Genomic DNA, 20,895 nt, shown 5'->3' with positions numbered 1-20,895 from the left:
GGGCCAAAGAACTCGATGATCATGCTCCCGAACCTCAAGAGGTTGTTGGTGCCTGCACGATTCGCCGAGGGTCCTGCACCTGAGGAAACAGGCGTTCCCGCTTTCGCGCCGCGACAATAAAACTCTCCGCCAATAATCCCGGCACCTTGAGCCTCCGGCACGCCTTTTCGAATGGCTCGATCAGCGCCTCGCAGAGATGTGGAAACAACCGGCCCGGTCGCGGGAGATAGCCGTAATACGTGCTCTCCACGACCTCAAATCCCTCATCCGACAGCAGGCTTGAAAATTGATACAAAGTCAGGGTGTGTCGAGGTCTGCTCGGATATGCCCAGTTCAGGACACGACTGAACGACCCGATGGGTGACGTTGCATTGAGCTGGATATTGCACACCAATACGCCGTCGTTGCGAAGATGCCGATAGATCGCCCGCAATGCGTCGCGCCTAAGCGTGTCTTCTGCATTCAAGAAGAACCGAAATGCGGTGGCAACGTCAAATGTCTGTTCGAGAGGAACCTTGGTGACGTCGACGCATAGCAGCGTCACGTTGTCTGGCACCGAAGCTGCCGAAAGCATCGCTTCTGACACATCGACCCCGACAACCGAGCCGAACAACCGAGCGGCGACCTTCGCAATGCGTCCGGTTCCGCAGGCGAAGTCGAGGCTTGTTCGCTGTGGCCCTCCGAGCCGGCGCAGAATGCTTTCGAGCAAGGGCTGTTCGACGTCCCGCCACAATGCCGCGCAATGGCCCACCTCGAAGGTGCTGACGTAGTCGGCAACGACATCAACCGACTGGTGGCTCGCGCGATAGCTGAACGTGTCTCCGTTGAGCATAAGGATATGTCCCTCGAGTCCGCCGACGCTAACCTCGATGTCGGGACGACGTCTTCATGCATTCGCACGATGCCGGAACGGAGCGGCAGGCGTGATCCGACTAGTCGACGGGCGGCAGTCCGCGGATCCGAACAGTCATTCAAATGAACGTTGGTGTGGTTTGTAATCCGGCTAAGCTCTGACCTGCAGGTAAATGACAGCTTGTTCCGAGGCGCTGGGCATTCCACCATGATCATCGAGTTATTTGGGCCGCCTGGTGCAGGCAAGACCACACTTCTTCGCGGCCTCTGCCGGGGGCTGGCGCAAGAAGGCATCAACCTGAAGACAGTGAACGGTTATCGCCTGATTGAATATGCGTCGGCCCAGGATGACGGCCCGGAGACGCGCCATGGCATTGGGCGTATTGGCAGAAAGATTGCCACCTCCGGTCCTGTCTTGCTATCGACCCTGCCGAAGGACGGTGTCGCGGCGCGGCTTCTAGCATCAATCCCGCTACGAAGCCGCACATGGTCATGGCGCATGAAGGTCGACATCGCTCTACTGTGCGAATCTTGGCGTAAAGCGCAGGAATCGGAAGGTTACTTCATTTTTGAAGAAGGCCTGATCCAGGCATTGTGTGCGCTGGTTTTGCTGGCGCGAACTCCAAGCATTGACGTGGTTCGTGACTGCCTAGCGTTCCTGCCGCGACCGGACCTGCTTGTCCAGCTCGATGCGCCGCAGGAAACGTTGCGCCGCCGTCTTACGGATCGGCATGCGCACCAGCCGCTCATCGAAGTCCTCCTGTTCGAACTCGGCGTGGACAGGGGCTTGAAGCAGGCCAATATCTCAAGGGAGATCGGCGAGTGCTTGCGCCGGGACGGATGGTCCTTGATACAAGTCAACGGTGCCGACCCCCTCAATTTCGATAAGGTCATCACGCGAGTCCTGGGAGAGCATATCAATGAGACCGTCCTGGGTGACCAAGGCGATAAAAGCCAAACCACTGGATTAGCTGGCAACTGTGAACTTGATGGATCTCAACATTTCGCACGGGGGCCTGGTGGCAGCATCTGACGCTCGCTCACGATTTGAATCATTGCGTGGTCGAGCCCCGGTCCGCCCGGAGCGAGGCATGGATACTTTGGGTCGCCTCGACTAGCGCGGTCCCCTGTCTCGGAGAGCCTTGCGTCCGAAACCAACCATTCAGCCACGATCAGCCCGTGAGGCGCGCACGAAACAAAGTGCAGCCGTCCGCCAGGCGCGACCTGGAGATATCCCGGAATCCAGCCTCGGTCACCGGCGCGCTCCTCGACCGCCTCACGCATCACGTCCATAACCACATATAACCCTTCTGATCTGCTGTCAGGACGTCCTGAACTTCTGCATCGCGCGCTGTGAGCTGATTGCTCGCAGCGCGTTTTGCTTTTTTGAGGGGACGGTTAGCTGCGGCAACGTGGCGGCAATATGATCTTTACAATGGAAAGATTTCTGCGATGGTGAGCTGACTCTGCCTCCTGAACGCGAGGGCCACCATGTCGCTGCAGCCGCTGCTTGATGCCGCCGCTCCAATCCCGCTGCATGCTTTTGCGGCCATGGTCGCATTCGTGCTCGGTGTCGTTCAATTGATCGCGCCCAAGGGCACGCTGCCACACAGGACGCTCGGCTGGATCTGGGTGATCCTGCTCGCCACCGTTGCGATCAGTTCGTTTGGGATCCACGGCCATAGCTACCGGCTGTGGCGAGACTGGAGCCCGATCCACCTGCTGTCGATCATCGCGCCGGTGATGCTGGTGGTCGGAGTGGTCGCCGCACGCCGGCACCGCGTCAGGGCGCATGCCATCACCATGATTTCGATCTTCGCCGGCGCCCTGGTGATCGCCGGCGTGTTCACCCTTGTGCCCGGCCGGGTCATGCACACCGTGGTGTTCGGTCGCTAGATTGCTGCAAGACGGCCGCATGATTTTCGCAAGATTCGGCGGGTTCGGGCTGGCTTATTCGGGGCCACTTCACAAGCCCTGTACAGCTCCCGTAAGCATTTGAAAAATCAGCAGGAAAATAGAGCCGCGGGCGTTGTCTGCGGGGTGGCTTGAAGCCGCGCGATGCGCTATATGATTCCCAGCAAAACCTGACCGGAAATCATCCTTGTCCGACACCGAAGACCAGAAGCCTGGGGAGCCACCGGCCCCCTCGGATATTCGTCCCGTATCCATCCTCGATGAGATGAAGCGTTCGTATCTCGATTACGCCATGAGTGTGATCGTGGCGCGTGCGCTGCCGGATGCGCGCGACGGCTTGAAGCCGGTGCATCGCCGCATTCTCTACGCGATGTATGAGAACGGCTTCGAGTGGAACAAGCCGTATCGCAAGTCGGCGCGAACCGTCGGCGACGTGATCGGTAAATATCATCCGCATGGCGACCAGTCGGTCTATGACGCCATGGTCCGCATGGCGCAGGACTTCTCGATGCGCGTGCCGCTGATCGACGGTCAGGGCAATTTCGGTTCGGTCGATGGCGATCAGGCCGCGGCCATGCGCTATACCGAGTCGCGCCTGACCAAGATCGCGCAGTCGCTGCTCGACGATCTCGACAAGGACACGGTCGACTATCAGGACAACTACGACGGCTCGTTCCGCGAGCCACGCGTGTTGCCCGCCAAGTTTCCCAATCTGCTGGTCAATGGCGGCGGCGGTATCGCCGTGGGCATGGCCACCAACATCCCGCCGCACAATCTCGGCGAAGTCATCGACGCCTGCGTCGCGCTGATCGATGATCCGTCACTCACCATTGACGATCTGAACAAGATCATCCCAGGTCCGGATTTCCCGACGGGTGGTATCATTCTCGGCCGCGCCGGGATTCGTACGGCCTATCACACCGGCCGCGGCTCCATCGTGATGCGCGGCAAGGTCTCTATCGAGCCGACGCGCAAGGACCGCGAAGCGATCATCGTCTCTGAAATTCCCTACCAGGTGAACAAGGCCACCATGGTGGAGCGCATCGCCGAACTGGTGCGCGACAAGAAGATCGAAGGCATCTCCGATCTACGCGACGAATCCGACCGCGACGGTTTTCGCGTCGTCGTCGAATTGAAGCGGGACGCGGTGCCGGAGGTGGTGCTCAACCAGCTTTACAAGTTCACGCCGCTGCAGACCAATTTCGGCGCCAACATGGTGGCGCTCGACACCGGCCGGCCGTTGCTGATGAACCTGAAGGACCTGCTGACGATCTTCGTCGCGTTCCGCGAACAGGTCGTCACGCGCCGTACCAAGTTCCTGCTCAACAAGGCGCGCGACCGCGCGCATATCCTCGTCGGCCTGGCCATTGCGGTGGCGAATATCGACGAGGTCATTCGTGTGATCCGGACCTCGCCGGATCCGACCACTGCGCGCGACATCCTGATGGAGCGCCGCTGGCCGGCGCAGGATGTGGCGACGATGATGATGCTGATCGACGATCCGCGCCATCGCCTCGAGGAAGACGGTACCGCGCGGCTGTCCTTCGAACAGGCCAAGGCCATTCTCGATCTGCGACTGGCTCGCTTGACAGCTCTGGGCCGCGAAGAAATCTCCGACGAGCTGGACAAGCTCGCCGTCGAGATTGCGGACTATCTGGAGATCCTGCGTTCGCGCGCGCGCGTCCAGGGCATCATCAAGGACGAACTCGGCGCGGTGAAGTTGGAATTCGCGACGCCGCGCAAGACCGTGATCATGGAACAGGAAGGCGAGGTCGAAGACGAAGACCTGATCCAGCGCGAAGACATGGTGGTGACGGTGTCGCATCATGGCTACGTCAAGCGCGTGCCGCTCTCGACCTATCGGGCGCAGCGCCGCGGCGGCAAGGGCCGCTCCGGCATGGCGACGCGCGACGAGGATTTCGTCTCGCGTCTGTTCGTGGCCTCGACCCATACGCCGGTGCTGTTCTTCTCGTCGCGTGGCCAGGTCTACAAGGAAAAGGTCTGGCGTCTGCCGATCGCGCCGCCAAACGGCCGCGGCAAGGCGATGATCAACATCCTGCCGCTGGAGCAGGGCGAACGCATCACCACGATCATGCCGCTGCCTGAGGACGAGGCGACGTGGAACGATCTCGACGTGATGTTCGCGACCACCGGCGGCAACGTCCGCCGCAACAAGCTCTCTGACTTCGTCGATGTCAGGCGCTCCGGCATCATCGCGATGAAGCTTGATGAGGGCGAAGCGATCGTCGATGTGCAGATCGCCACCGAACATGATGACGTGCTGCTGACCGCTGCCGGCGGCCAGTGCATCCGTTTCCCGGTGACTGACGTCCGCGTGTTCCAGGGCCGCAGTTCCATGGGCGTTCGCGGTATCTCTCTCGCGGACGGCGACAAGCTGATCTCGCTGACGATCCTGCGCCACCTCGAGGCGAATTCGGATGAGCGCGCGGCCTATCTGCGCCGTGCCAATGCGGTGCGTCGCGGCGGCGCCGAGGAGCGTGCCGATGTCGCGGACGAAGCGGCGGCTGCCGTGGAGACCGAAGAGGCGACGGGAGCCATCGAACTCGGCGAGCAGCGCTATGTCGAGATGTCGGCGTCCGAGCAGTTCGTACTGACCATCAGCGAGAATGGCTACGGCAAGCGGACCTCGTCGTTCGAGTACCGCACCACCGGCCGCGGCGGTAAGGGCATCGTCGCCATGTCGGTCAACAACCGTAATGGCAAGCTGATCGCTTCGTTCCCGGTCGAGGACAGCGACCAGATTATGCTGGTCACCGACAAGGGCCAGCTCATCCGCTGCCCGGTGGAAGGTATCCGCATCGCCGGCCGTTCGACCCAGGGCGTCATCGTGTTCAACACGGCTGACGACGAGCACGTCGTGTCGGTCGAGCATATCGGCGAGGCGGGCGAGGGCGAAGAGGGCGAGAACGGCAACGGTGCGCCGGTGGCGGAGGGCTGAGACTCTCCGCATCCGCCTTCGACAAGTCGATCAAAAAAGCCCGCGGTTATGCCGCGGGCTTTTTGCTTGCAGAGACAATCGTCGGCGTCGTCGGCCGGTCTCGGATCTCACATCCCAATTTTCGACATCGTTCGTGGAACCGCTACTCCGCACTCGCCGGCCGTGTCTTGAAGAACGGGCTCGGCTCCGGCGTTTCGGCATTGCCGCGGAGCAGCTTGCGGCCGGCTTCCAGGCCGCCGATGACTTCCAGCTCGACGCGTTGCGCGTCGCGGTCGCGGACATCGGCGATGGCTTCGCGGGCCTCGTCTTCGTCGAGGCCGAGGCCGGTCAGGACGGCTTCGCTGAACAGCAACGCGGATTCAAAAGTCTCGCGGATCTGGAAATCGACGCCGGCATGAATGAGGCGCAGCGAATGGCCGCGGTCGTAGGAGCGGACATAGAGTTTGGCCAGCGGAAATTCCAAGCGGCACAGTTCGACGATGTGATCTGCTGCCTCCGGTTTGTCGACACAGATCAGGATCGCTTCAGCGGTGCCAGCGCCGGAGGCGTGCAGCACGTCGAGGCGGGTGCCATCACCATAGTGGATCTTGAAGCCGAAATTGCCGGCGGCGCGGATCATGTCCACATCGGTTTCGATCAGCGACAGTTCGATGTTGCGCGCCAGCAGGGCCTGGCTCGCCACCTGCGCGAAGCGGCCGAAGCCGATGAACAGCACTTTTCCGCGCAGGCCGTCGGCTTTGTCGATGCCGTCCATGGAGACAGGCGTGCGCTGCCGCATCTGCGCGTGGATCAGCAGCACGATGGGCGTCAGTGCCATCGACAGGATGACGATCGCGCTCATGACAGCCGAGACGCGGGTGTCGAAGATGCCCGCGGTCCCCGCTGCCGCATAGAGGACGAAGGCGAATTCTCCGCCTTGCGCGAACAGCGCGGCGCGGTGGGTGGCGGCGGCGTGATCAGACTTTGCGAGGCGCGCGATCACATAGATGCCGATCGCCTTGACGATCATGAAGGCCACGACGCCGCCCAGCACCATGATCCATTCACTGGCGACGATGCTGAGATCGAGCGACATGCCGACGCTGAGGAAGAACAGGCCGAGCAGGATGCCGCGGAACGGTTCGATGTCGGCCTCGAGCTGATGCCGGAAGTTCGATTCCGAGAGCAGCACGCCGGCGAGGAAGGCGCCCATCGCCATCGACAGGCCGACGCTCTGCATGAACACGGCGGAGCCGAGCACGACAAGCAGCGCGGCGGCCGTCAGCACTTCGCGCGCGCCGGCACGCGCGATGATGCGGAAGAACGGATCGAGCAGCCAGCGGCCCGCGGCCAGCAGCGCGGCGAGGCCGGCCAGCGCGATGACGGCACTCTGCCATATCGGTTTTGCATTTGCGGCAGCCGGGGCCTCGGCCGCGCCCCAGATGGCGACCAGCGCCAGCAGCGGGACGATGGCGAGATCCTCCAGCAGCAGGATCGCGATGGCGCGCTGGCCTTCGGGCGAGGAAGTCTCGTCCTGTTCCTCCAGCAGTTGCATGATGACGGCGGTGGAGGACAGCACAAAGCCCATGGCGCCGATCATGGCGACGGGGAAAGCGAGGCCGGCGGCCATGCCGACCAGCGTGAGCAGAAAGCCGCAGGTGATGACCTGTGCTGCGCCGAGGCCAAAGATCTGCCGCCGCAGCTTCCACAGTTTCGACGGGCGCATCTCCAGCCCGATGATGAACAGGAACATGACGACGCCGAGTTCGGCGGTGTGGAGCAGGGTCTCGGGATCGTTGAAAAGGCCGAGGCCGAACGGCCCCACGGCGAGACCCGCGGTGAGATAGCCGAGAACGGAGCCGAGCCCCAATCGTTTGAACAATGGCACTGCGACGGTGGCCGCACCCAGCAGGACAATTACATGTCCCAAGCTAAAACCGGAAGCGTCCGCCATCTCACCCCTTTCATCTATCGGCCGTACGTCTCGATCCGGCGTGCTTATACTGATTGCACATGTTCGCGCAGTGCGTTGCAGCACACTAGATGACTCTGGCGGCTTTGTCCGATGCTGCAATGCGTGCGGCAATTCAGCGCGTCAGGCTCAGATCGTGATGAGCGATGTCATGTGCTGCACGATCAAAGGGGGGGCGTTTCTCATGCCTTCGATTGCGCTGCCCGAATGATCGGCGCGACTTCACTGCCTAACAGTTCGATCGAACGTTTCATCGCGGCGGTTTCGAGCGAGGCAGTGCTCATCTGGAAGGTGATACGCGAGACGTCACCGAGGGTTTTGCTCGCGTGACGCATCTTGGCAGCAACCGTCGCGGGGGCACCGACCAGGAACGCGCCTTCCGGGCCGGCCATGGCATCGAATTGCTGACGCGACGGCGGCGACCAGCCGCGTTCGCGACCGATCTTCGCCGTCAGATGCGCCCAGCCGGGAAAGAACGCATCCCTGGTTGCCGCGTCGGTCTCGCCGACAAAGCCCATCGCATGCACGCCGACCTTGAGCTTGTCGGGACTGTGTCCAGCGCGGCTGCCGGCCTCGCGGTAGAGATCGACGAGCGGGCGAAAGCGCGCGAATGTGCCGCCGATGATCGCGACCATCAGTGGCAGGCCCAGCGTGCCGGCGCGCGCGAAGGATTCCGGTGTGCCACCGACGCCGATCCAGAGCGGCAACTGCGGCTGATGGGGACGGGGATAGACACCCTGGCCCTCGAGCGCCGCACGAAAGCGGCCTTTCCAGATCGGATGCTTGGTCTCGCCAAGCTTCAGGAACAGCGCGAGCTTCTCGGCAAAGAGTTCGTCATAGTCCTGCGGGTCCATGCCGAACAGCGGATAGGCTTCGCCAAACGAGCCACGACCAACGACGAGTTCCGCACGGCCTTTCGAGATGAGATCGAGAGTCGCGAATTCCTGAAACACGCGCACGGGATCAGCGGCGCTCAGCACTGTCACGGCGCTGGTCAAACGAATCTGGCTGGTGCGCGCTGCTGCTGCGGCCAGGATGATCGCGGGCGCGGAATCGAGGAATTCGGCGCGGTGGTGCTCGCCGATGCCGAAGACATCGAGCCCAACCCGGTCGGCGACCTCGACCTCATCAAGGAGGCCCGCCATGCGATCGGTCGCTGAAGGCAGCTTGCCCGTCGCCGGATCGGGAAGGATGGCTGCAAAACTGTCGATGCCGATTTCCATGAGAACTCCTTGTTCAATTCGTCGATCAGGTCGTGTCACAGCTAGAACCGGAAGTTCGCCATCACGCTGATCAGGGTTATGGTCTGTGCGGGTCCGGTGTCCGATATGAAACGCCCGGCTTCGAAGGCACTCAGCGATGCAGACAGATTGAGTTCGGCCGTAGCCTGCCATGCTACTGACAGCTCGACCTGATGTCCGATGTAGCGCGCATCGCTGCCTTTGCCGCTTCTCACGAGATTTCCGGGGACCCCGTAGATCCCGTCGGCCGTGCTCTGTCGCCAATAGGCCGCTCCGGTGAGCGAGACTGCGACATCTTTGCGCGGATAGACGGTGATCGACGGCCGGACCTGAATGAGGTTGCGCGGGCCGACCGGAGACAGAGCACCGAAATATTTGCCCCTCGGAAATAGAGGATTGAACGTCCCGAGCTTCGAATCGTCCGGGTTACCGTCTCCCGAAATAACATCGGACATGAACCGGAGTTCGGGTTGAAGTGGCGTCTGGAGGAAGCGATAGCCGAATTCACCACCAATACCCCATGCTTCCACTCGTTGCGTTCCGAAAGTCCCGCGCTGTAGAGCGCCTTCGACATTCCAGAACCAGGCGCCGGTGTCGCCGAAGATTCGCGTTCCGAATGTATGCGCGAGTTCCCTGCCGCGGCCTTGATCGAAAACCGCATCGCGGTCCAGCAAACCCAGATAATAGACATCGACACCGACCGACTTGTTCTCCCGCAGCCATTGCGTTGCATAGGCGCCCCAGACGGATTTTTGGCGCGACATGCGATCATCAAAATCGCCCGGAAAATTGTCGACGGGACGGGCGTAAAACAGCGTCATCTGGCGATCAGGTCCGGTGACGATCGCGTCGAGACCGTCAAAGGCCTGCGGGACATTGGGACCGTAGCGGGTGTCGATGAAGCGGCCAGCGCCCAGCGACATCAGCTTGCGTCCTGCCGACATCCGCAGCGTGCTGCGGTCTCCGGCATCCATTTCGATCTCGCCGAATGCCTGAAGCATATCGGCGCCGGTCGTATCGACCGGACGCTCGGGACGGCTGGTGCCGGTGATCGCCGAAAAGATGGGTTGGGTGAAAAACCGCACCTTGCCCGCGTGAAGGTCGGCATAGGGCATGAAACGGTGCCAGATATAACTGTCATTCGGCGCGGATCCCCAATTGACGTTGGTATAGCCTTCGTAGCGCGACCGGGCTTCCATGCCAGTTGCGAGATAAATCAACGCTTGCTCCTGCAACGGGATATATTTGAAGGGCTCAGTCCAACGGCCGGTTCGCTTAGATGGATCCTCGAGATAGGACCAATCCTCGCGATATCTTTCGTTCGTCAGCGTTGGCGCGCGCTCGACGTCAGTGCCGACCTGTGCCTGTACGACTGTAGTCGTCGCGGCGATCGTCGCCGCAAGAACGAAGCTCAACTTGATCATCAGGCGTTTTCATCGACGGGGGCAGTCAGATCACCGGACAGCGCAGCTCGTTCCCGCTGCGCTCGGCCGTTGCTTTTGTGCTGAGGGGGGGACGGCGAGACCGAGATGAGCGGGCAATGCTCGCACGGTCGCGCCGTCCCCTGGCTCAATTAATTCTTCGGCACCGGCGTGTTGAGGAGCTGCTGCTCCCACACATAGGCGATGCCGCTGCCGCCGCCGTGCTGTATCATGATGTCCGTCAGTCCGGGCACCGTGTCGAGACGGGCCCAGTCGCGCTGCCATTCGGCGAGCACCGCGAACCAGGTCATCATATTGGCACCGGCTCGGATCATGCGTTGGATCGCGACCTCGTGGGCCTCGACCGACATGCCGCCAGACGCGTCCGTGACGACCGTGACATCCCAGCCCTCGCCGAGAGCCTGGATCGTGGGCATCGCGACGCAGACTTCGGTCCATAGGCCAGCGATGATCAGTTGCTTGCGGCCCGTCGCTTTCACCACGTCAACCACCTTCGGATCTTGCCAGGTGTTGACCCAGGTCCGGTCGATCACCTCCTGGCCGGGGAAGACATCGGTGATCTGTGGAAACAGGATGCCGCCACGTTCAACGAGCACGCTCGTCAGAATCGTGGGGACGCCGAAAAGCTTGGCGGCCTTGGCCAGACCCACCGTATTGTTGATCACCATCTGCGGTTCGTGGCTGTTCAGGTTGGCCATCTGGAACGGCTGGTGGTCGATCAGAACAAGAACCGAGTCTTCGGGACGAAGAAGCGACGCAAGGCCATTACGAAAGGTCATGAATACATCCTCTGCTGCCGTTGTAAGTGAGGTGGGTTGGGGGACATGCGCCAACGGCGACGTTGCCCGACGGAGGTATTGCCGTTCGTATCGGTAATGCGATAGTGCCCCCTCGTGCCAAGCTGTGTCGCGGAACGGGGAACGCCGAATTGGATATCGAAGAGCTCAGGACGTTTGTGGAAGTGGCCGATGCGGGTGGCGTTTCATCTGCCGCGCGCCGGCTCGGTGTCTCCAAGTCGATTGTCAGTCGACAACTCGCCCGTCTTGAAGCGGACCTTGGCGTTCAGCTGCTTGCACGAAACACGCGCGGCGCCGCGCTCACCGAGGCCGGGGTCATATTTCGCGACCATGCGGCCCGGGCCTGCGCTGAGATGGACGCAGCCCGGGAACTGATTCTGCCTAACGGCGAGCTTTCCGGCCGGCTGCGCATTGCGGCGCCTCTGACTTTCGGCCCAACTCACCTCGCGCCTGTGCTCGCGGACATGGCGCGACGTCATCCGCAGCTCCACGTCCACACCGTCTACAGTGATCGCTTCGTCGATCTCATCGCCGAAGGTTTCGATTGTGCGATCCGGTTTGGCTATCTTCAGGACTCGAACCTGATCGCGCGGCACGTCGGGCCCTTTTATGGAAAGTTAGTCGCGAGCCCGGACTATATCAAAGCGCATGGTTCACCCGAGACGCCGGACGAACTCGTCGACCATCAGGCTCTCATGCAGGGCACCGAAGCCTGGCAATTCATGGATGGCGACAAGATCATCACGGTGCGTCCACAGGGGCGATTCAAGGCCGACAACGGCGCAGCTCTTGTCGCCGCCGCATTGGCAGGACTCGGTATCGCCTGGCTCCCGGGTGGCATCACCGACGACTACATCGCCTCCGGCGCGCTGGTTGTGGTCATGACACGCTATCCACCACCGCCGGCAGGTGTTTATGTCATCCGCCCACCAAGTCAGCATCCCTCACGGAAGGTAAAGGTCCTCACCGAATTGCTGATCGCGTGTTTTGAAAAGGTGCGCGCGGCTTAAATCTCGATTTCGGTGCCGAACTCGACGACTTGCTTGGACGGCACGCCGAAGAACGCTGCGGAGCGTTCGGCGTTACGTTGCAGGAACGCGAATACGGTTTCGCGCCACACCGCCATCCCGGCGACCTTGTCGCTGGGAATGATGGTCTCCCGGCCGATGTAATAGGTGATCTCGGCGAGGTCGATGCCGGGCAGTTTGCCCTGTTCGGAGGCCAGACCGAGCCCGTCCGAAATCGTTGGATACTGCATGAAGCCGTAATGCAGGATGACGCGCGTGATCCCTTCGATCACTTCTATGACCTCGGCGCGATCGGCATCCGGGACACGCGGCACTTCGGAGATCAGCACAGTCACCAGAATGACGCGCTCATGTAGGACGTGGTTGTGCTTGACGAATTGCGTCAGTGCCAGCGGCACGCCATTCGGCATGGATGCCAGGAACACCGCGGTGCCATTGAGGCGCGCATGGCAGCGACTGACGGCTGTCTCGATCAGGTCCTCTTCGGGCTGACGCAGTTTGGCGCGGGCGCTTTCGACGAGTTTGACACCGCTGCGCCAGGTCAACATCAGGAACGCGACAGCAGCCGCCAAGAACAGCGGAAACCAGCCGCCTTCGAACAGCTTCGTGGAATTGGCGGCGAAGAAGATGCAATCGATGATGAAGAAAAAGCCGTTCACCGTCACGACGAGAAGCGGCGGATAGCCCCATTGCAGCGCGACCAATGCCGCGAGCAGCGTGGTGATCGCCATCAGCAGCGATACGGCGATGCCATAGGCGCCTGCCAGGGCGTCCGATGTGCCGAAGCTGAGCACGGCGGCCAACGTCGCCGCCGCCAGCAGCCAGTTCACCAGCGGCACATAGATCTGGCCCATGGCGTGGCTGGTGGTGTGCCGGATCTGCATCCGCGGCAGGAAGCCGAGCTGGATCGATTGCTGAGTCAGCGAGAACACACCGGAAATGATAGCCTGCGATGCGATCACCGTCGCGACGGTCGCAAAGGCCACCAGCGGGTAGTGCAGCCAGTCCGGCGCCAGTTGATAGAACGGGTTGTTGATGGCGGTGGGGTCGGCGATCAGCAGTCCCGCCTGGCCGAAATAGTTCAGCACCAGCGCCGGCAGGGCGATGGCAAACCAGGCGAGCCGGATCGGCATCCGGCCGAAATGGCCCATATCGGCATACATCGCTTCGCCGCCGGTCACGGCAAGGAAGGCAGCGCCGAGAATGGCAAAGCTGATGTGGAAGTCCTGGTGGATCAGGAATTCGAAGGCATAGAGCGGACTGACGGCAGCGAGCACGCCGGGCGATTGCACGATGCCATGGATGCCGAGCAGCGCCAGCACGGCAAACCAGCCCAGCATCACTGGCCCGAAGATGCCACCGATGAAACCGGTGCCCTTGCTCTGCATCAGAAACAGCCCGATCAGAATGATGACGGTGAGCGGTACCACGGCCGGCGCAAGCGACGGTGCATCGACCTTGAGGCCTTCAATGGCTGATAGGACCGAGATCGCCGGCGTGATGGCGCCATCGCCATAGAGCAGCGCGGCGCCGACAAGGCCGACGATCAGCAAATGTACGCGCCATGTGCCCGGCTCTGCGTTGCGCGCGTGGAGCAGTGCCAGCAGGGCGACGATGCCGCCTTCGCCGCGATTGTCGGCGCGCAGAATTAGAAGTGCGTATTTCAGGGAGATAATCAGGATCAACGCCCAGAGGATCAGCGACACCACGCCGAGCGTTGCTTCGGACGTGAGAGGCCCGCCATGGGCCGCTGCCTTCACGGCTTCCTTCAATGCATAAAGGGGGCTGGTGCCGATATCACCATAGACGACGCCGAGCGCGCCGATCGTTGCCGTGAGAGGAAGTCCGCCAGAGTGGCCTGGCGATGCGGCTGGGATGGCGGTCACTGGCAGCCCTCACGGGACTCGCGCTTGACAATTGCGCTTGACCGGCAGTCTGCGACGTTGCGTCGCGAATTGCTATGAAATTAGTTGAAGTAGCTGTCGCGAGAGTTTCACTGAACTATGCGTCGTGCGGGTTCGGTGAGTGGATCGTGATTGTCCAGATTGAATATCAGTACACCCCGGCTCTGACCGGGGTGCGGTATCTTTTGCCGCTTAGCGACGCTCGGTGGTCACGAGGCGGACTTCGCGGACAGTGATCGTCTTGCTGGCTGCGTTACGCAGGCAGGAGGCCTCGAAGTTCGGCCAGGCCTGCTCGGAGCAGTTGCGACCTACCGTGTGGATGTCCAGACGGTCGGCCTTGGCGAGGGCCACCGGCACCGACGCCTCGACCTTCGGGGCAAAGCCCGGCAGAACGGTGAGGGCGGCTGCGATGAAAGCTGCGACGGCAACTGCTGAGAGAGTCTTGATCATGACGGTCCCCTGTCATTCGGGCCGTTTTGGCCCGGTTTGTTTGTCGCTTCCTGTGCTTGCCTGATTAATCAGGTCCGGTTTCAGGAAGTTGTCGTGTCCAGGCAAAGTGGTTTCATCCGGCCCGGTTTGTGTTTCGTCCGTACGCACATGACGACACATGAGGCTCGAAAGCCCAATGTTTTCAATATCGTTGCTGCGTACCCAGTAGACGCGCTGACCCGGCATCCGGTTCGAGCCCTGTCCGAAAATAAACATCGGCCATTCGGCCCCAGCGGGCGGAACCAAGTCGGCTTGCGGCTCGAACGGGGGCGGGGTAGGAGGGGGAATGCCCCGTATCGCGCTTTATCCCGGTTCATTCGATCCCGTCACCAATGGCCATCTCGATGTGGTCCGCCATGCCGTTGGCCTGTGCGACAAGCTCGTGGTCGCGATCGGCGTCCACCCTGGCAAGAAGCCGCTGTTCTCGACGGACGAGCGGCTGGAGATGGTGAAGCAGGTGTTCGGACCGCTGGCCTCAGCCGCCGGCTGCGAATTCGACTGCACGACCTATGACAATCTCACCACCACACTGGCGCAGCAGATCGGTGCGACCATCATGATCCGCGGGCTGCGCGACGGCACCGATCTGGATTACGAGATGCAGATCGTCGGCATGAACGAGACCATGGCGCCGGATGTGCAGACGGTATTTCTTCCGGCCTCGGTGAGCGTCCGCCCGATCACCGCCACACTGGTCCGGCAAATCGCCGCCATGGGCGGCGACGTTTCGGCTTTCGTCCCGGACGCGGTCGCCAAGAGCCTCAAGTCCAAATTCGCCGCATAAACCCAAATAAGTATCCTGGCCGGCTGACCGGCTTTCTCTGATCCGGAGTTTCCATGATCCGTATAGTCGCACTTGCTGCCGCGCTGATGTTCGCGGCTCCCGCTTTCGCGCAGGCTCCGGCAGCCCTTCCGGCTGGCCTCGACAAGGCCAATTCGGTCGTGATCGACACGACCAAGGGCCGGATCATCATCAAGCTGCGCACCGATATCGCCCCGCAGCACGCCGAGCGCATCAAGCTGCTCGCCCGCGAAGGCTACTACAACAACGTACCGTTCCACCGCGTGATGGACGGCTTCATGGCGCAGACCGGTGACGGCAAGAACTTCAACGGCACCGGCGGATCGAAGTATCCGAACCTGAAGGCCGAATTCTCGCAGGTGCCGTACAAGCGCGGCGTTGTTGGCATGGCACGTGCCGGCGATCCGGATTCGGCCAATTCGCAGTTCTTCATCATGTTCGCGGAGGGCTCGTCGCTGAACGGCAAGTACACCGTGGTTGGCGATGTCGTCGCCGGCATGGACGTCGTCGACAAGCTCAAGAAGGCGCCTCCCGGTTCGGCCAGCGGTGCCGTGACCGACCCCGACAAGATGGTCAAGGTTCAGGTGGCTTCCGACATCAAGTGAGCATCATGATGCCGCGATGCAGGGTGATTGCTCTGCTCGCGGCATTATTACTGTCTGGCGTCCTTCAGGCGCATCTGGCATCGGCTCAGTCTGAAGCCGTGAGCACGCTGGAGGGCATGTTCGGAAGGCTGAAAGCGTGCTGGCATCCGCCCGCCTTGCCGCGAGGCCATCCGGGCATGGAGATCACGGTGCTGTTCAGCTTCAAGCGATCCGGTGAACTTCTCGGAAGGCCGCGAATTACCTTCGAGACGCCGGATGCCTCCGAGGCAGACAGCGTTGCCTATCGAACGGCTGTGATGGAGACATTGCAACATTGCACGCCGATGCCATTTACCGGGGGCCTGGGCGACGCGGTCGCTGGACGCCCCTTCCGAGTGCGGTTTGACGACCGCCGAAACCAACCCAAACCAGTAGAGAGACGAGCATGGCTGTTACCGAGAATACTTTGATCCTTGAAACCACCCAGGGTCCCGTCACCATCGAGATGCGCCCGGATCTGGCACCGGGCCATGTCGCCCGTATCAAGGAGCTCGTGCGCGAAGGCTTCTACGACGGTATCGTCTTCCACCGTGTCATCGACGGCTTCATGGCGCAGACCGGCTGTCCGCAGGGCACCGGCACCGGCGGTTCGGGCAAGAAGCTGAAGGCCGAATTCAATAACGAGCCGCATGTGCGCGGCACGCTGTCGATGGCGCGCGCGGCCAGCCCGGATTCCGGAGACAGCCAGTTCTTCATCTGCTTCGACGACGCGTCCTTCCTCAACAAGCAGTACACTGTGTGGGGCAAGGTTACCGAGGGCATGGAGAACGTCGACAAGATCAAGCGCGGCGAGCCGGTGCAGAACCCGGACAAGATCGTCAAGGCGCATATGGCTGCCGACGCGGCTGCCTAAGTTAAGCTCCTCCCTCACGTTCGTCATGCCCGGGCAGCGCGAAGCGAACTTCGCTAGTTGTCCCGGGCATCCTCGTTTTATAGGCATCAACACCAAGGCGTGGATGGCCGGGACAAGCCCGGCCATGACGGAGTGGGAATAACTACAAACCCATGCGTACCGATATCTTCGACTTCGAACTTCCGCCTGAGAACATCGCGCTGCGGCCTGCCAGCCCGCGGGATGCTGCGCGGTTGCTTGTCGTTCAGCCGGGTCTGGACGTGCAGGACCACGTCGTCGCCGATCTCCCGCAATGGCTGAAGCCCGGCGATCAGCTGGTCGTCAACGACACCAGGGTCATCTCGGCGCAGCTCAGCGGCCGCCGCATTGGCCGCGAGACCGAACCGAAGATTGACGCCACGCTGATCAAGCGCCTCGACGGTTCGCGCTGGCAGGCGCTGGTGCGGCCCGCCAAGAAGCTGACCGAAGGCGACACGGTTCGCTTCGGCAATGAAGGCCGTGTCTGCCTGCTCGGTCATCTCGACGCGCAAGTCGAGCACAAGGGCGATGCCGGCGAAATCATCTTCTCTTTCTCGTTTCACGGCCCGGCGCTGGATCAGGCGATTGCCGAACTCGGCGCGCCGCCGCTGCCGCCTTACATCGCCGGAAAACGCGCTCCGGACGAGCGTGACACGGCCGATTATCAAACCATGTTCGCCGCCAATGACGGTGCCGTCGCCGCACCGACGGCGGGACTGCATTTCACGCCGGCACTGGAAGCCGCTCTGAAGGCGCGCGGCGTCGGCCTGCATCGCATCACACTGCATGTCGGAGCAGGGACGTTCCTGCCGGTGAAGGTCGACGACACCGCAGAGCACAAGATGCATTCCGAGTGGGGTACGATCTCGCGCGCAACGGCGGATGCGCTGAACGCAGCGCATGCGGCCGGCGGACGCGTCGTTGCCGTCGGCACGACCTCAATGCGTCTGCTAGAAAGCGCGACGTCGGAGGACGGCGTTATTCATCCATTCGCCGACGAGACTGCGATCTTCATCACGCCCGGCTATCGCTTCCGCGCCGTCGATATCATGCTCACGAATTTCCATCTGCCGCGTTCGACGCTGTTCATGCTGGTTTCTGCCTTCGCCGGCATGGATACGATGAAGCAGGCCTATGCCCATGCCATCGCGACCGGCTATCGTTTCTATTCATACGGCGACGCCAGTCTGCTGTTTCGGGACACACGAAATCAATGACCGTCGCCAATCATTTCGAACTGCTGCGCACTGACGGCACGGCACGCAGGGGCCAGCTGACAACGCCGCATGGCGTGGTGCGCACACCGGCCTTCATGCCGGTCGGCACCCTCGGTGCGATGAAGAGCTTGCACTGGCGCGATGTGCGCGATGCCGGCGCCGATATCGTGCTCGGCAATACCTATCACCTGATGCTGCGTCCCGGTGCGGAACGCGTCGCGTCGTTCGGTGGTCTGCAGAAATTCACGACCTGGAACGGGCCGATGCTGACCGACTCCGGCGGCTTCCAGGTGATGTCCCTGGCGCAGCTGCGCAAGGTGACCGAGCAGGGCGTCACGTTCCGCTCACATATCGACGGTGCGAAGTTCGAACTGACGCCGGAACGGGCCATTGAGATCCAGCGGCTGCTGAATTCGGACATCGCGATGCAGCTCGACGAATGCGTCCGGCTGCCAGCGGAACATGCCGATATCGACCGCGCCATGCAGCTGTCGTTGCGCTGGGCCGAACGCTGCAAGCGCGCCTTCGAGACGGCGCCTGAAGGCTATATGCTGTTCGGCATCGCACAGGGCGGAGATGTGCCGGAACTGCGCCGCGCCAGCGCGCAGGGGCTGATCGATATCGGCTTTCATGGCTATGCGATCGGCGGTCTTGCCGTGGGCGAACCGCAGGCCGTGATGCTGGCGATGATCGAGGAGGTGGTTCCGATCCTCCCCTTGGACCGGCCGCGCTATCTGATGGGCGTCGGTACACCGGACGACATGCTGGAAGCAGTGGCGCGCGGCGTCGACATGTTCGACTGCGTGATGCCGACGCGTAACGGCCGCCACGGCATGGCCTTCACACGCCACGGCCAGATCAACATGCGTAATGCGCGGCATCAGGACGATCCGCGTCCGCTGGATGAAGAGAGCACCTGGCCGGCCGCGCGAGATTATTCGCGCGCCTATCTGCATCATCTGGTGCGATCGGGTGAGACCCTCGGCGCGATGCTGCTGTCTGAAATCAACATCGCCTATTATCAGAGCCTGATGCAGGGCATCCGCGCGGCCATTGATGCCGGCACTTTCGAAGAGTTTCGGGCGCGCACGCGTGAGGGCTGGGCGCGCGGCGACATTCCGCCGCGGTAACCGCTCGTCGCGTGTGGAGAAAACACTAACCTGTCCATCACCCTGTCAGGTTCATCGATCGTTTGTCTCGCGGTCACCGGCCGCAAGCATTTCCATGGCCTTGTATTGCCGGAAAAACCTGCGGCTGGGCCGGGCTGGAAATCCTGCCCACCGCTCTCCCGCAGGCACGTCGCGCGTGACGCCGCTTGCACCGGCTATCTGTGCGCCGTCGCCGATCGTCAGATGAGGAGCAATTCCAGTCTGGCCGCCTATTGCAACAAAACTCCCGAGAGTTGCGGACCCGGCAATTCCGACTTGCGCGGCGATAAGGCAGTGCCTGCCAATCGTCACGTTGTGGGCGACTTGTACGAGGTTATCGAGCTTCGTGCCTTCGCCGATAAACGTGTTGCGGGTCGACCCGCGATCGATGGCCGTGTTTGCGCCTATTTCGACGCAGTCCTCAATAATGACGCCTCCGACCTGGAGAATTTTTATATGTCCGCCTTTGTCGGGCACGAATCCGAAGCCGTCCTGCCCGATCGATACGCCTGGATGGACAATGACGTGATTGCCGACGGTTGCGTGCGCAATGATAGCGCCGGCGCCGACCGAGCTATGGCTCCCGATGGTGACGTCTGGACCGATCACGACGTTTGACCCGATATAAGTGCGTTCACCGATCTTGGCCCGAGGACCGATCACTGCACCGGGATCGATGGTAACTCCGCAATCGATGATGGCTGAAGCATGAATCGTGGCATTTGGAGAAATGCCGACGGTCTCGAAAAGTGACCCCGGGATAGCCGCTCCTGGATAGAGCAAGGCGAGGATTCTCGAGTAAATCAAATACGGCTGAGGTGTCACAAAAGAGTAGGTCTCCTTTGGAACGGATGCGCTGAAGCGCGGGGAGACGAGACAAGCGCCTGCATTCGTCTGCCTCAAGGCCTCAAGATATTTGTGATTGTCCATATAGCTGAGCTCGCCGCGGCGCGCTGTCTCTAGCGCTGCTCCAGCCGAAATGAGGAAATCCTTTGTAACAAAAAGCAAGCCCGCGATGCCCGCGACCTCACTTGCAGCGATCGTGCGCTTAGGCACGAAGAAGGGAATTTGACCGGTCATGACCGACTCCAGTGCGGGTATCCCCTCGACCCGAGAGACGGCCTCTCCGCTGTAGACCCGACAGCTGGTTAGCACGGCTTGGGAACATCAGAAATGGCGAAGGTGTGACTGCGGCGTGGTCGTTGCCTGGTGCACGTGTGACGGTGCAAATCGTTTGCGCAGATCGCTGGCCTTGACGTGTGCCGATGCTGCCCGACGTGATAGTCACAATCGGCGTCTCCCTCGGATCGCGGAGCAATCCAAGATCGGTTCACGCCGGTCCGCGCGAACAGTGCTAGCGCAAGTCGCGCATCTCCGCTCTCCATACCCACGCTGCCTAGGCTTCTCTGATAGAAATGCTCTCAACTTTCCTGAAGGGAGAGTTGCCGTGAACTGAGCGCGGTGTAAAATTGTTCTAGAATAAATTGGAGTCTTGCGTCTTTACAATCTTAGCGAGATTGTTACTGTTCGTATCTGGGCATGAAGTGAACTAACGAAACAGTTAGACGGCGGCCCTTGAGGCACTTCCTCAATGGCGGCAATACATTCTTCGGTAGCACCAACTTGTTCTGCCGCT

Annotated in this window: 19 protein-coding genes; 10 read left to right on the top strand and 9 right to left on the bottom strand. The window is 61.5% G+C overall.

Annotated elements, in window-relative coordinates; all coding sequences use genetic code 11:
- Nucleotides 1–34: 34 nt before the first annotated feature.
- Nucleotides 35–832: a class I SAM-dependent methyltransferase gene (locus BLW80_RS15815; RefSeq protein WP_089264455.1), complete on the bottom strand. Its 798-nt coding sequence runs from the start codon at nt 830–832 to the stop codon at nt 35–37.
- Between the two features lie 228 nt (nt 833–1,060).
- Between BLW80_RS15815 and BLW80_RS15810 the strand changes: the two genes are divergently transcribed.
- The 3 genes from BLW80_RS15810 (at nt 1,061) to gyrA (ending at nt 5,725) form a co-directional block, all read left to right on the top strand.
- A complete protein-coding gene (locus BLW80_RS15810) occupies nt 1,061–1,885 on the top strand; it encodes a nucleoside/nucleotide kinase family protein (protein WP_244528261.1) in 825 nt (274 codons plus the stop codon).
- Nucleotides 1,886–2,343: 458 nt separating this feature from the next.
- On the top strand, nt 2,344–2,748 hold the full coding sequence (locus BLW80_RS15805) for a DUF2306 domain-containing protein (RefSeq protein WP_093758683.1): 405 nt from the start codon (nt 2,344–2,346) through the stop codon (nt 2,746–2,748).
- A gap of 205 nt (nt 2,749–2,953) precedes the next feature.
- The gene (gene gyrA, locus BLW80_RS15800; RefSeq protein ID WP_093758682.1) at nt 2,954–5,725 is read left to right on the top strand and encodes a DNA gyrase subunit A; all 2,772 of its coding nucleotides are present in this window, start codon (nt 2,954–2,956) and stop codon (nt 5,723–5,725) included.
- A gap of 142 nt (nt 5,726–5,867) precedes the next feature.
- Here gyrA and BLW80_RS15795 read toward each other — a convergent pair whose 3' ends face one another.
- From BLW80_RS15795 to BLW80_RS15780, 4 genes are all read right to left on the bottom strand, one after another.
- A complete protein-coding gene (locus BLW80_RS15795) occupies nt 5,868–7,634 on the bottom strand; it encodes a monovalent cation:proton antiporter-2 (CPA2) family protein (RefSeq protein ID WP_349633104.1) in 1,767 nt (588 codons plus the stop codon).
- A 224-nt stretch (nt 7,635–7,858) separates the two neighbouring features.
- The gene (locus BLW80_RS15790) at nt 7,859–8,899 is read right to left on the bottom strand and encodes an LLM class flavin-dependent oxidoreductase (RefSeq protein ID WP_093758680.1); all 1,041 of its coding nucleotides are present in this window, start codon (nt 8,897–8,899) and stop codon (nt 7,859–7,861) included.
- A gap of 41 nt (nt 8,900–8,940) precedes the next feature.
- Nucleotides 8,941–10,341, bottom strand: a complete 1,401-nt coding sequence (locus tag BLW80_RS15785; protein ID WP_093758679.1) for an alginate export family protein — start codon at nt 10,339–10,341, stop codon at nt 8,941–8,943.
- A 149-nt stretch (nt 10,342–10,490) separates the two neighbouring features.
- A complete protein-coding gene (locus BLW80_RS15780) occupies nt 10,491–11,138 on the bottom strand; it encodes a hydrolase (protein WP_093758678.1) in 648 nt (215 codons plus the stop codon).
- A 149-nt stretch (nt 11,139–11,287) separates the two neighbouring features.
- Here BLW80_RS15780 and BLW80_RS15775 point away from each other — a divergent pair, with 149 nt between their 5' ends.
- On the top strand, nt 11,288–12,166 hold the full coding sequence (locus BLW80_RS15775; RefSeq protein WP_093758677.1) for a LysR family transcriptional regulator: 879 nt from the start codon (nt 11,288–11,290) through the stop codon (nt 12,164–12,166).
- Here the strand turns inward: BLW80_RS15775 and BLW80_RS15770 are convergent.
- From BLW80_RS15770 to BLW80_RS29920, 3 genes are all read right to left on the bottom strand, one after another.
- Nucleotides 12,163–14,070, bottom strand: a complete 1,908-nt coding sequence (locus BLW80_RS15770) for a potassium transporter Kup (RefSeq protein WP_093758676.1) — start codon at nt 14,068–14,070, stop codon at nt 12,163–12,165. The two genes, BLW80_RS15775 and BLW80_RS15770, sit on opposite strands and share 4 nt — an antisense overlap.
- 210 nt (nt 14,071–14,280) lie before the next feature.
- Entirely contained in the window at nt 14,281–14,538 is a 258-nt protein-coding gene (locus tag BLW80_RS15765; protein ID WP_089264450.1) for a hypothetical protein, read from the bottom strand.
- 12 nt (nt 14,539–14,550) lie between these two features.
- Nucleotides 14,551–14,793, bottom strand: a complete 243-nt coding sequence (locus tag BLW80_RS29920) for a hypothetical protein (protein ID WP_139285842.1) — start codon at nt 14,791–14,793, stop codon at nt 14,551–14,553.
- A gap of 70 nt (nt 14,794–14,863) precedes the next feature.
- On the opposite strand from BLW80_RS29920, the gene coaD reads away from it, so the two are divergent.
- From coaD to tgt, 6 genes are all read left to right on the top strand, one after another.
- Entirely contained in the window at nt 14,864–15,361 is a 498-nt protein-coding gene (coaD, locus tag BLW80_RS15760) for a pantetheine-phosphate adenylyltransferase (protein WP_089264449.1), read from the top strand.
- 53 nt (nt 15,362–15,414) lie between these two features.
- Nucleotides 15,415–15,984, top strand: a complete 570-nt coding sequence (locus BLW80_RS15755) for a peptidylprolyl isomerase (RefSeq protein WP_089264448.1) — start codon at nt 15,415–15,417, stop codon at nt 15,982–15,984.
- A 5-nt stretch (nt 15,985–15,989) separates the two neighbouring features.
- Nucleotides 15,990–16,433, top strand: a complete 444-nt coding sequence (locus tag BLW80_RS15750; RefSeq protein WP_093759118.1) for a UCP034077 family protein — start codon at nt 15,990–15,992, stop codon at nt 16,431–16,433.
- Nucleotides 16,409–16,876 carry a peptidylprolyl isomerase gene (locus BLW80_RS15745; RefSeq protein WP_089264447.1) on the top strand — a complete coding sequence of 156 codons (468 nt, stop codon included), beginning with the start codon at nt 16,409–16,411 and terminating at the stop codon, nt 16,874–16,876. Before BLW80_RS15750 ends, BLW80_RS15745 begins: the two co-directional genes overlap by 25 nt.
- Before the next feature lie 152 nt (nt 16,877–17,028).
- Entirely contained in the window at nt 17,029–18,111 is a 1,083-nt protein-coding gene (queA, locus tag BLW80_RS15740) for a tRNA preQ1(34) S-adenosylmethionine ribosyltransferase-isomerase QueA (protein ID WP_093758675.1), read from the top strand.
- Nucleotides 18,108–19,241, top strand: coding sequence for a tRNA guanosine(34) transglycosylase Tgt (gene tgt / locus BLW80_RS15735; RefSeq protein WP_093758674.1), 1,134 nt, complete (start codon nt 18,108–18,110; stop codon nt 19,239–19,241). The genes queA and tgt overlap by 4 nt, the downstream gene beginning before the upstream one ends.
- Nucleotides 19,242–19,292: 51 nt before the next feature.
- On the opposite strand, the gene lpxD is transcribed toward tgt, so the two are convergent.
- Nucleotides 19,293–20,339 (bottom strand): UDP-3-O-(3-hydroxymyristoyl)glucosamine N-acyltransferase, encoded by a 1,047-nt coding sequence (lpxD, locus tag BLW80_RS15730; RefSeq protein WP_093759117.1) that lies wholly within the window; start codon nt 20,337–20,339, stop codon nt 19,293–19,295.
- Nucleotides 20,340–20,895 lie beyond the last annotated feature (556 nt).

The organism is Tardiphaga sp. OK245, assembly GCF_900108575.1.
Classification (GTDB): domain Bacteria; phylum Pseudomonadota; class Alphaproteobacteria; order Rhizobiales; family Xanthobacteraceae; genus Tardiphaga; species Tardiphaga robiniae.
The sequence above is the reverse complement of the archived record's forward strand: the minus strand, read 5'-3'. Positions and strand labels throughout refer to the sequence as shown.

Coding starts and splice junctions, on each gene's coding strand:
- BLW80_RS15815 (WP_089264455.1), bottom strand. CDS start 832: ATGCTCAACGGAGACACGTTCAGCTATCGCGCGAGCCACCAGTCGGTT.
- BLW80_RS15810 (WP_244528261.1), top strand. CDS start 1,061: ATGATCATCGAGTTATTTGGGCCGCCTGGTGCAGGCAAGACCACACTT.
- BLW80_RS15805 (WP_093758683.1), top strand. CDS start 2,344: ATGTCGCTGCAGCCGCTGCTTGATGCCGCCGCTCCAATCCCGCTGCAT.
- BLW80_RS15790 (WP_093758680.1), bottom strand. CDS start 8,899: ATGGAAATCGGCATCGACAGTTTTGCAGCCATCCTTCCCGATCCGGCG.
- BLW80_RS15785 (WP_093758679.1), bottom strand. CDS start 10,341: ATGATCAAGTTGAGCTTCGTTCTTGCGGCGACGATCGCCGCGACGACT.
- BLW80_RS15780 (WP_093758678.1), bottom strand. CDS start 11,138: ATGACCTTTCGTAATGGCCTTGCGTCGCTTCTTCGTCCCGAAGACTCG.
- BLW80_RS15765 (WP_089264450.1), bottom strand. CDS start 14,538: ATGATCAAGACTCTCTCAGCAGTTGCCGTCGCAGCTTTCATCGCAGCC.
- BLW80_RS29920 (WP_139285842.1), bottom strand. CDS start 14,793: ATGTTTATTTTCGGACAGGGCTCGAACCGGATGCCGGGTCAGCGCGTC.
- coaD (WP_089264449.1), top strand. CDS start 14,864: ATGCCCCGTATCGCGCTTTATCCCGGTTCATTCGATCCCGTCACCAAT.
- BLW80_RS15755 (WP_089264448.1), top strand. CDS start 15,415: ATGATCCGTATAGTCGCACTTGCTGCCGCGCTGATGTTCGCGGCTCCC.
- BLW80_RS15750 (WP_093759118.1), top strand. CDS start 15,990: ATGATGCCGCGATGCAGGGTGATTGCTCTGCTCGCGGCATTATTACTG.
- BLW80_RS15745 (WP_089264447.1), top strand. CDS start 16,409: ATGGCTGTTACCGAGAATACTTTGATCCTTGAAACCACCCAGGGTCCC.
- queA (WP_093758675.1), top strand. CDS start 17,029: ATGCGTACCGATATCTTCGACTTCGAACTTCCGCCTGAGAACATCGCG.
- tgt (WP_093758674.1), top strand. CDS start 18,108: ATGACCGTCGCCAATCATTTCGAACTGCTGCGCACTGACGGCACGGCA.
- lpxD (WP_093759117.1), bottom strand. CDS start 20,339: ATGACCGGTCAAATTCCCTTCTTCGTGCCTAAGCGCACGATCGCTGCA.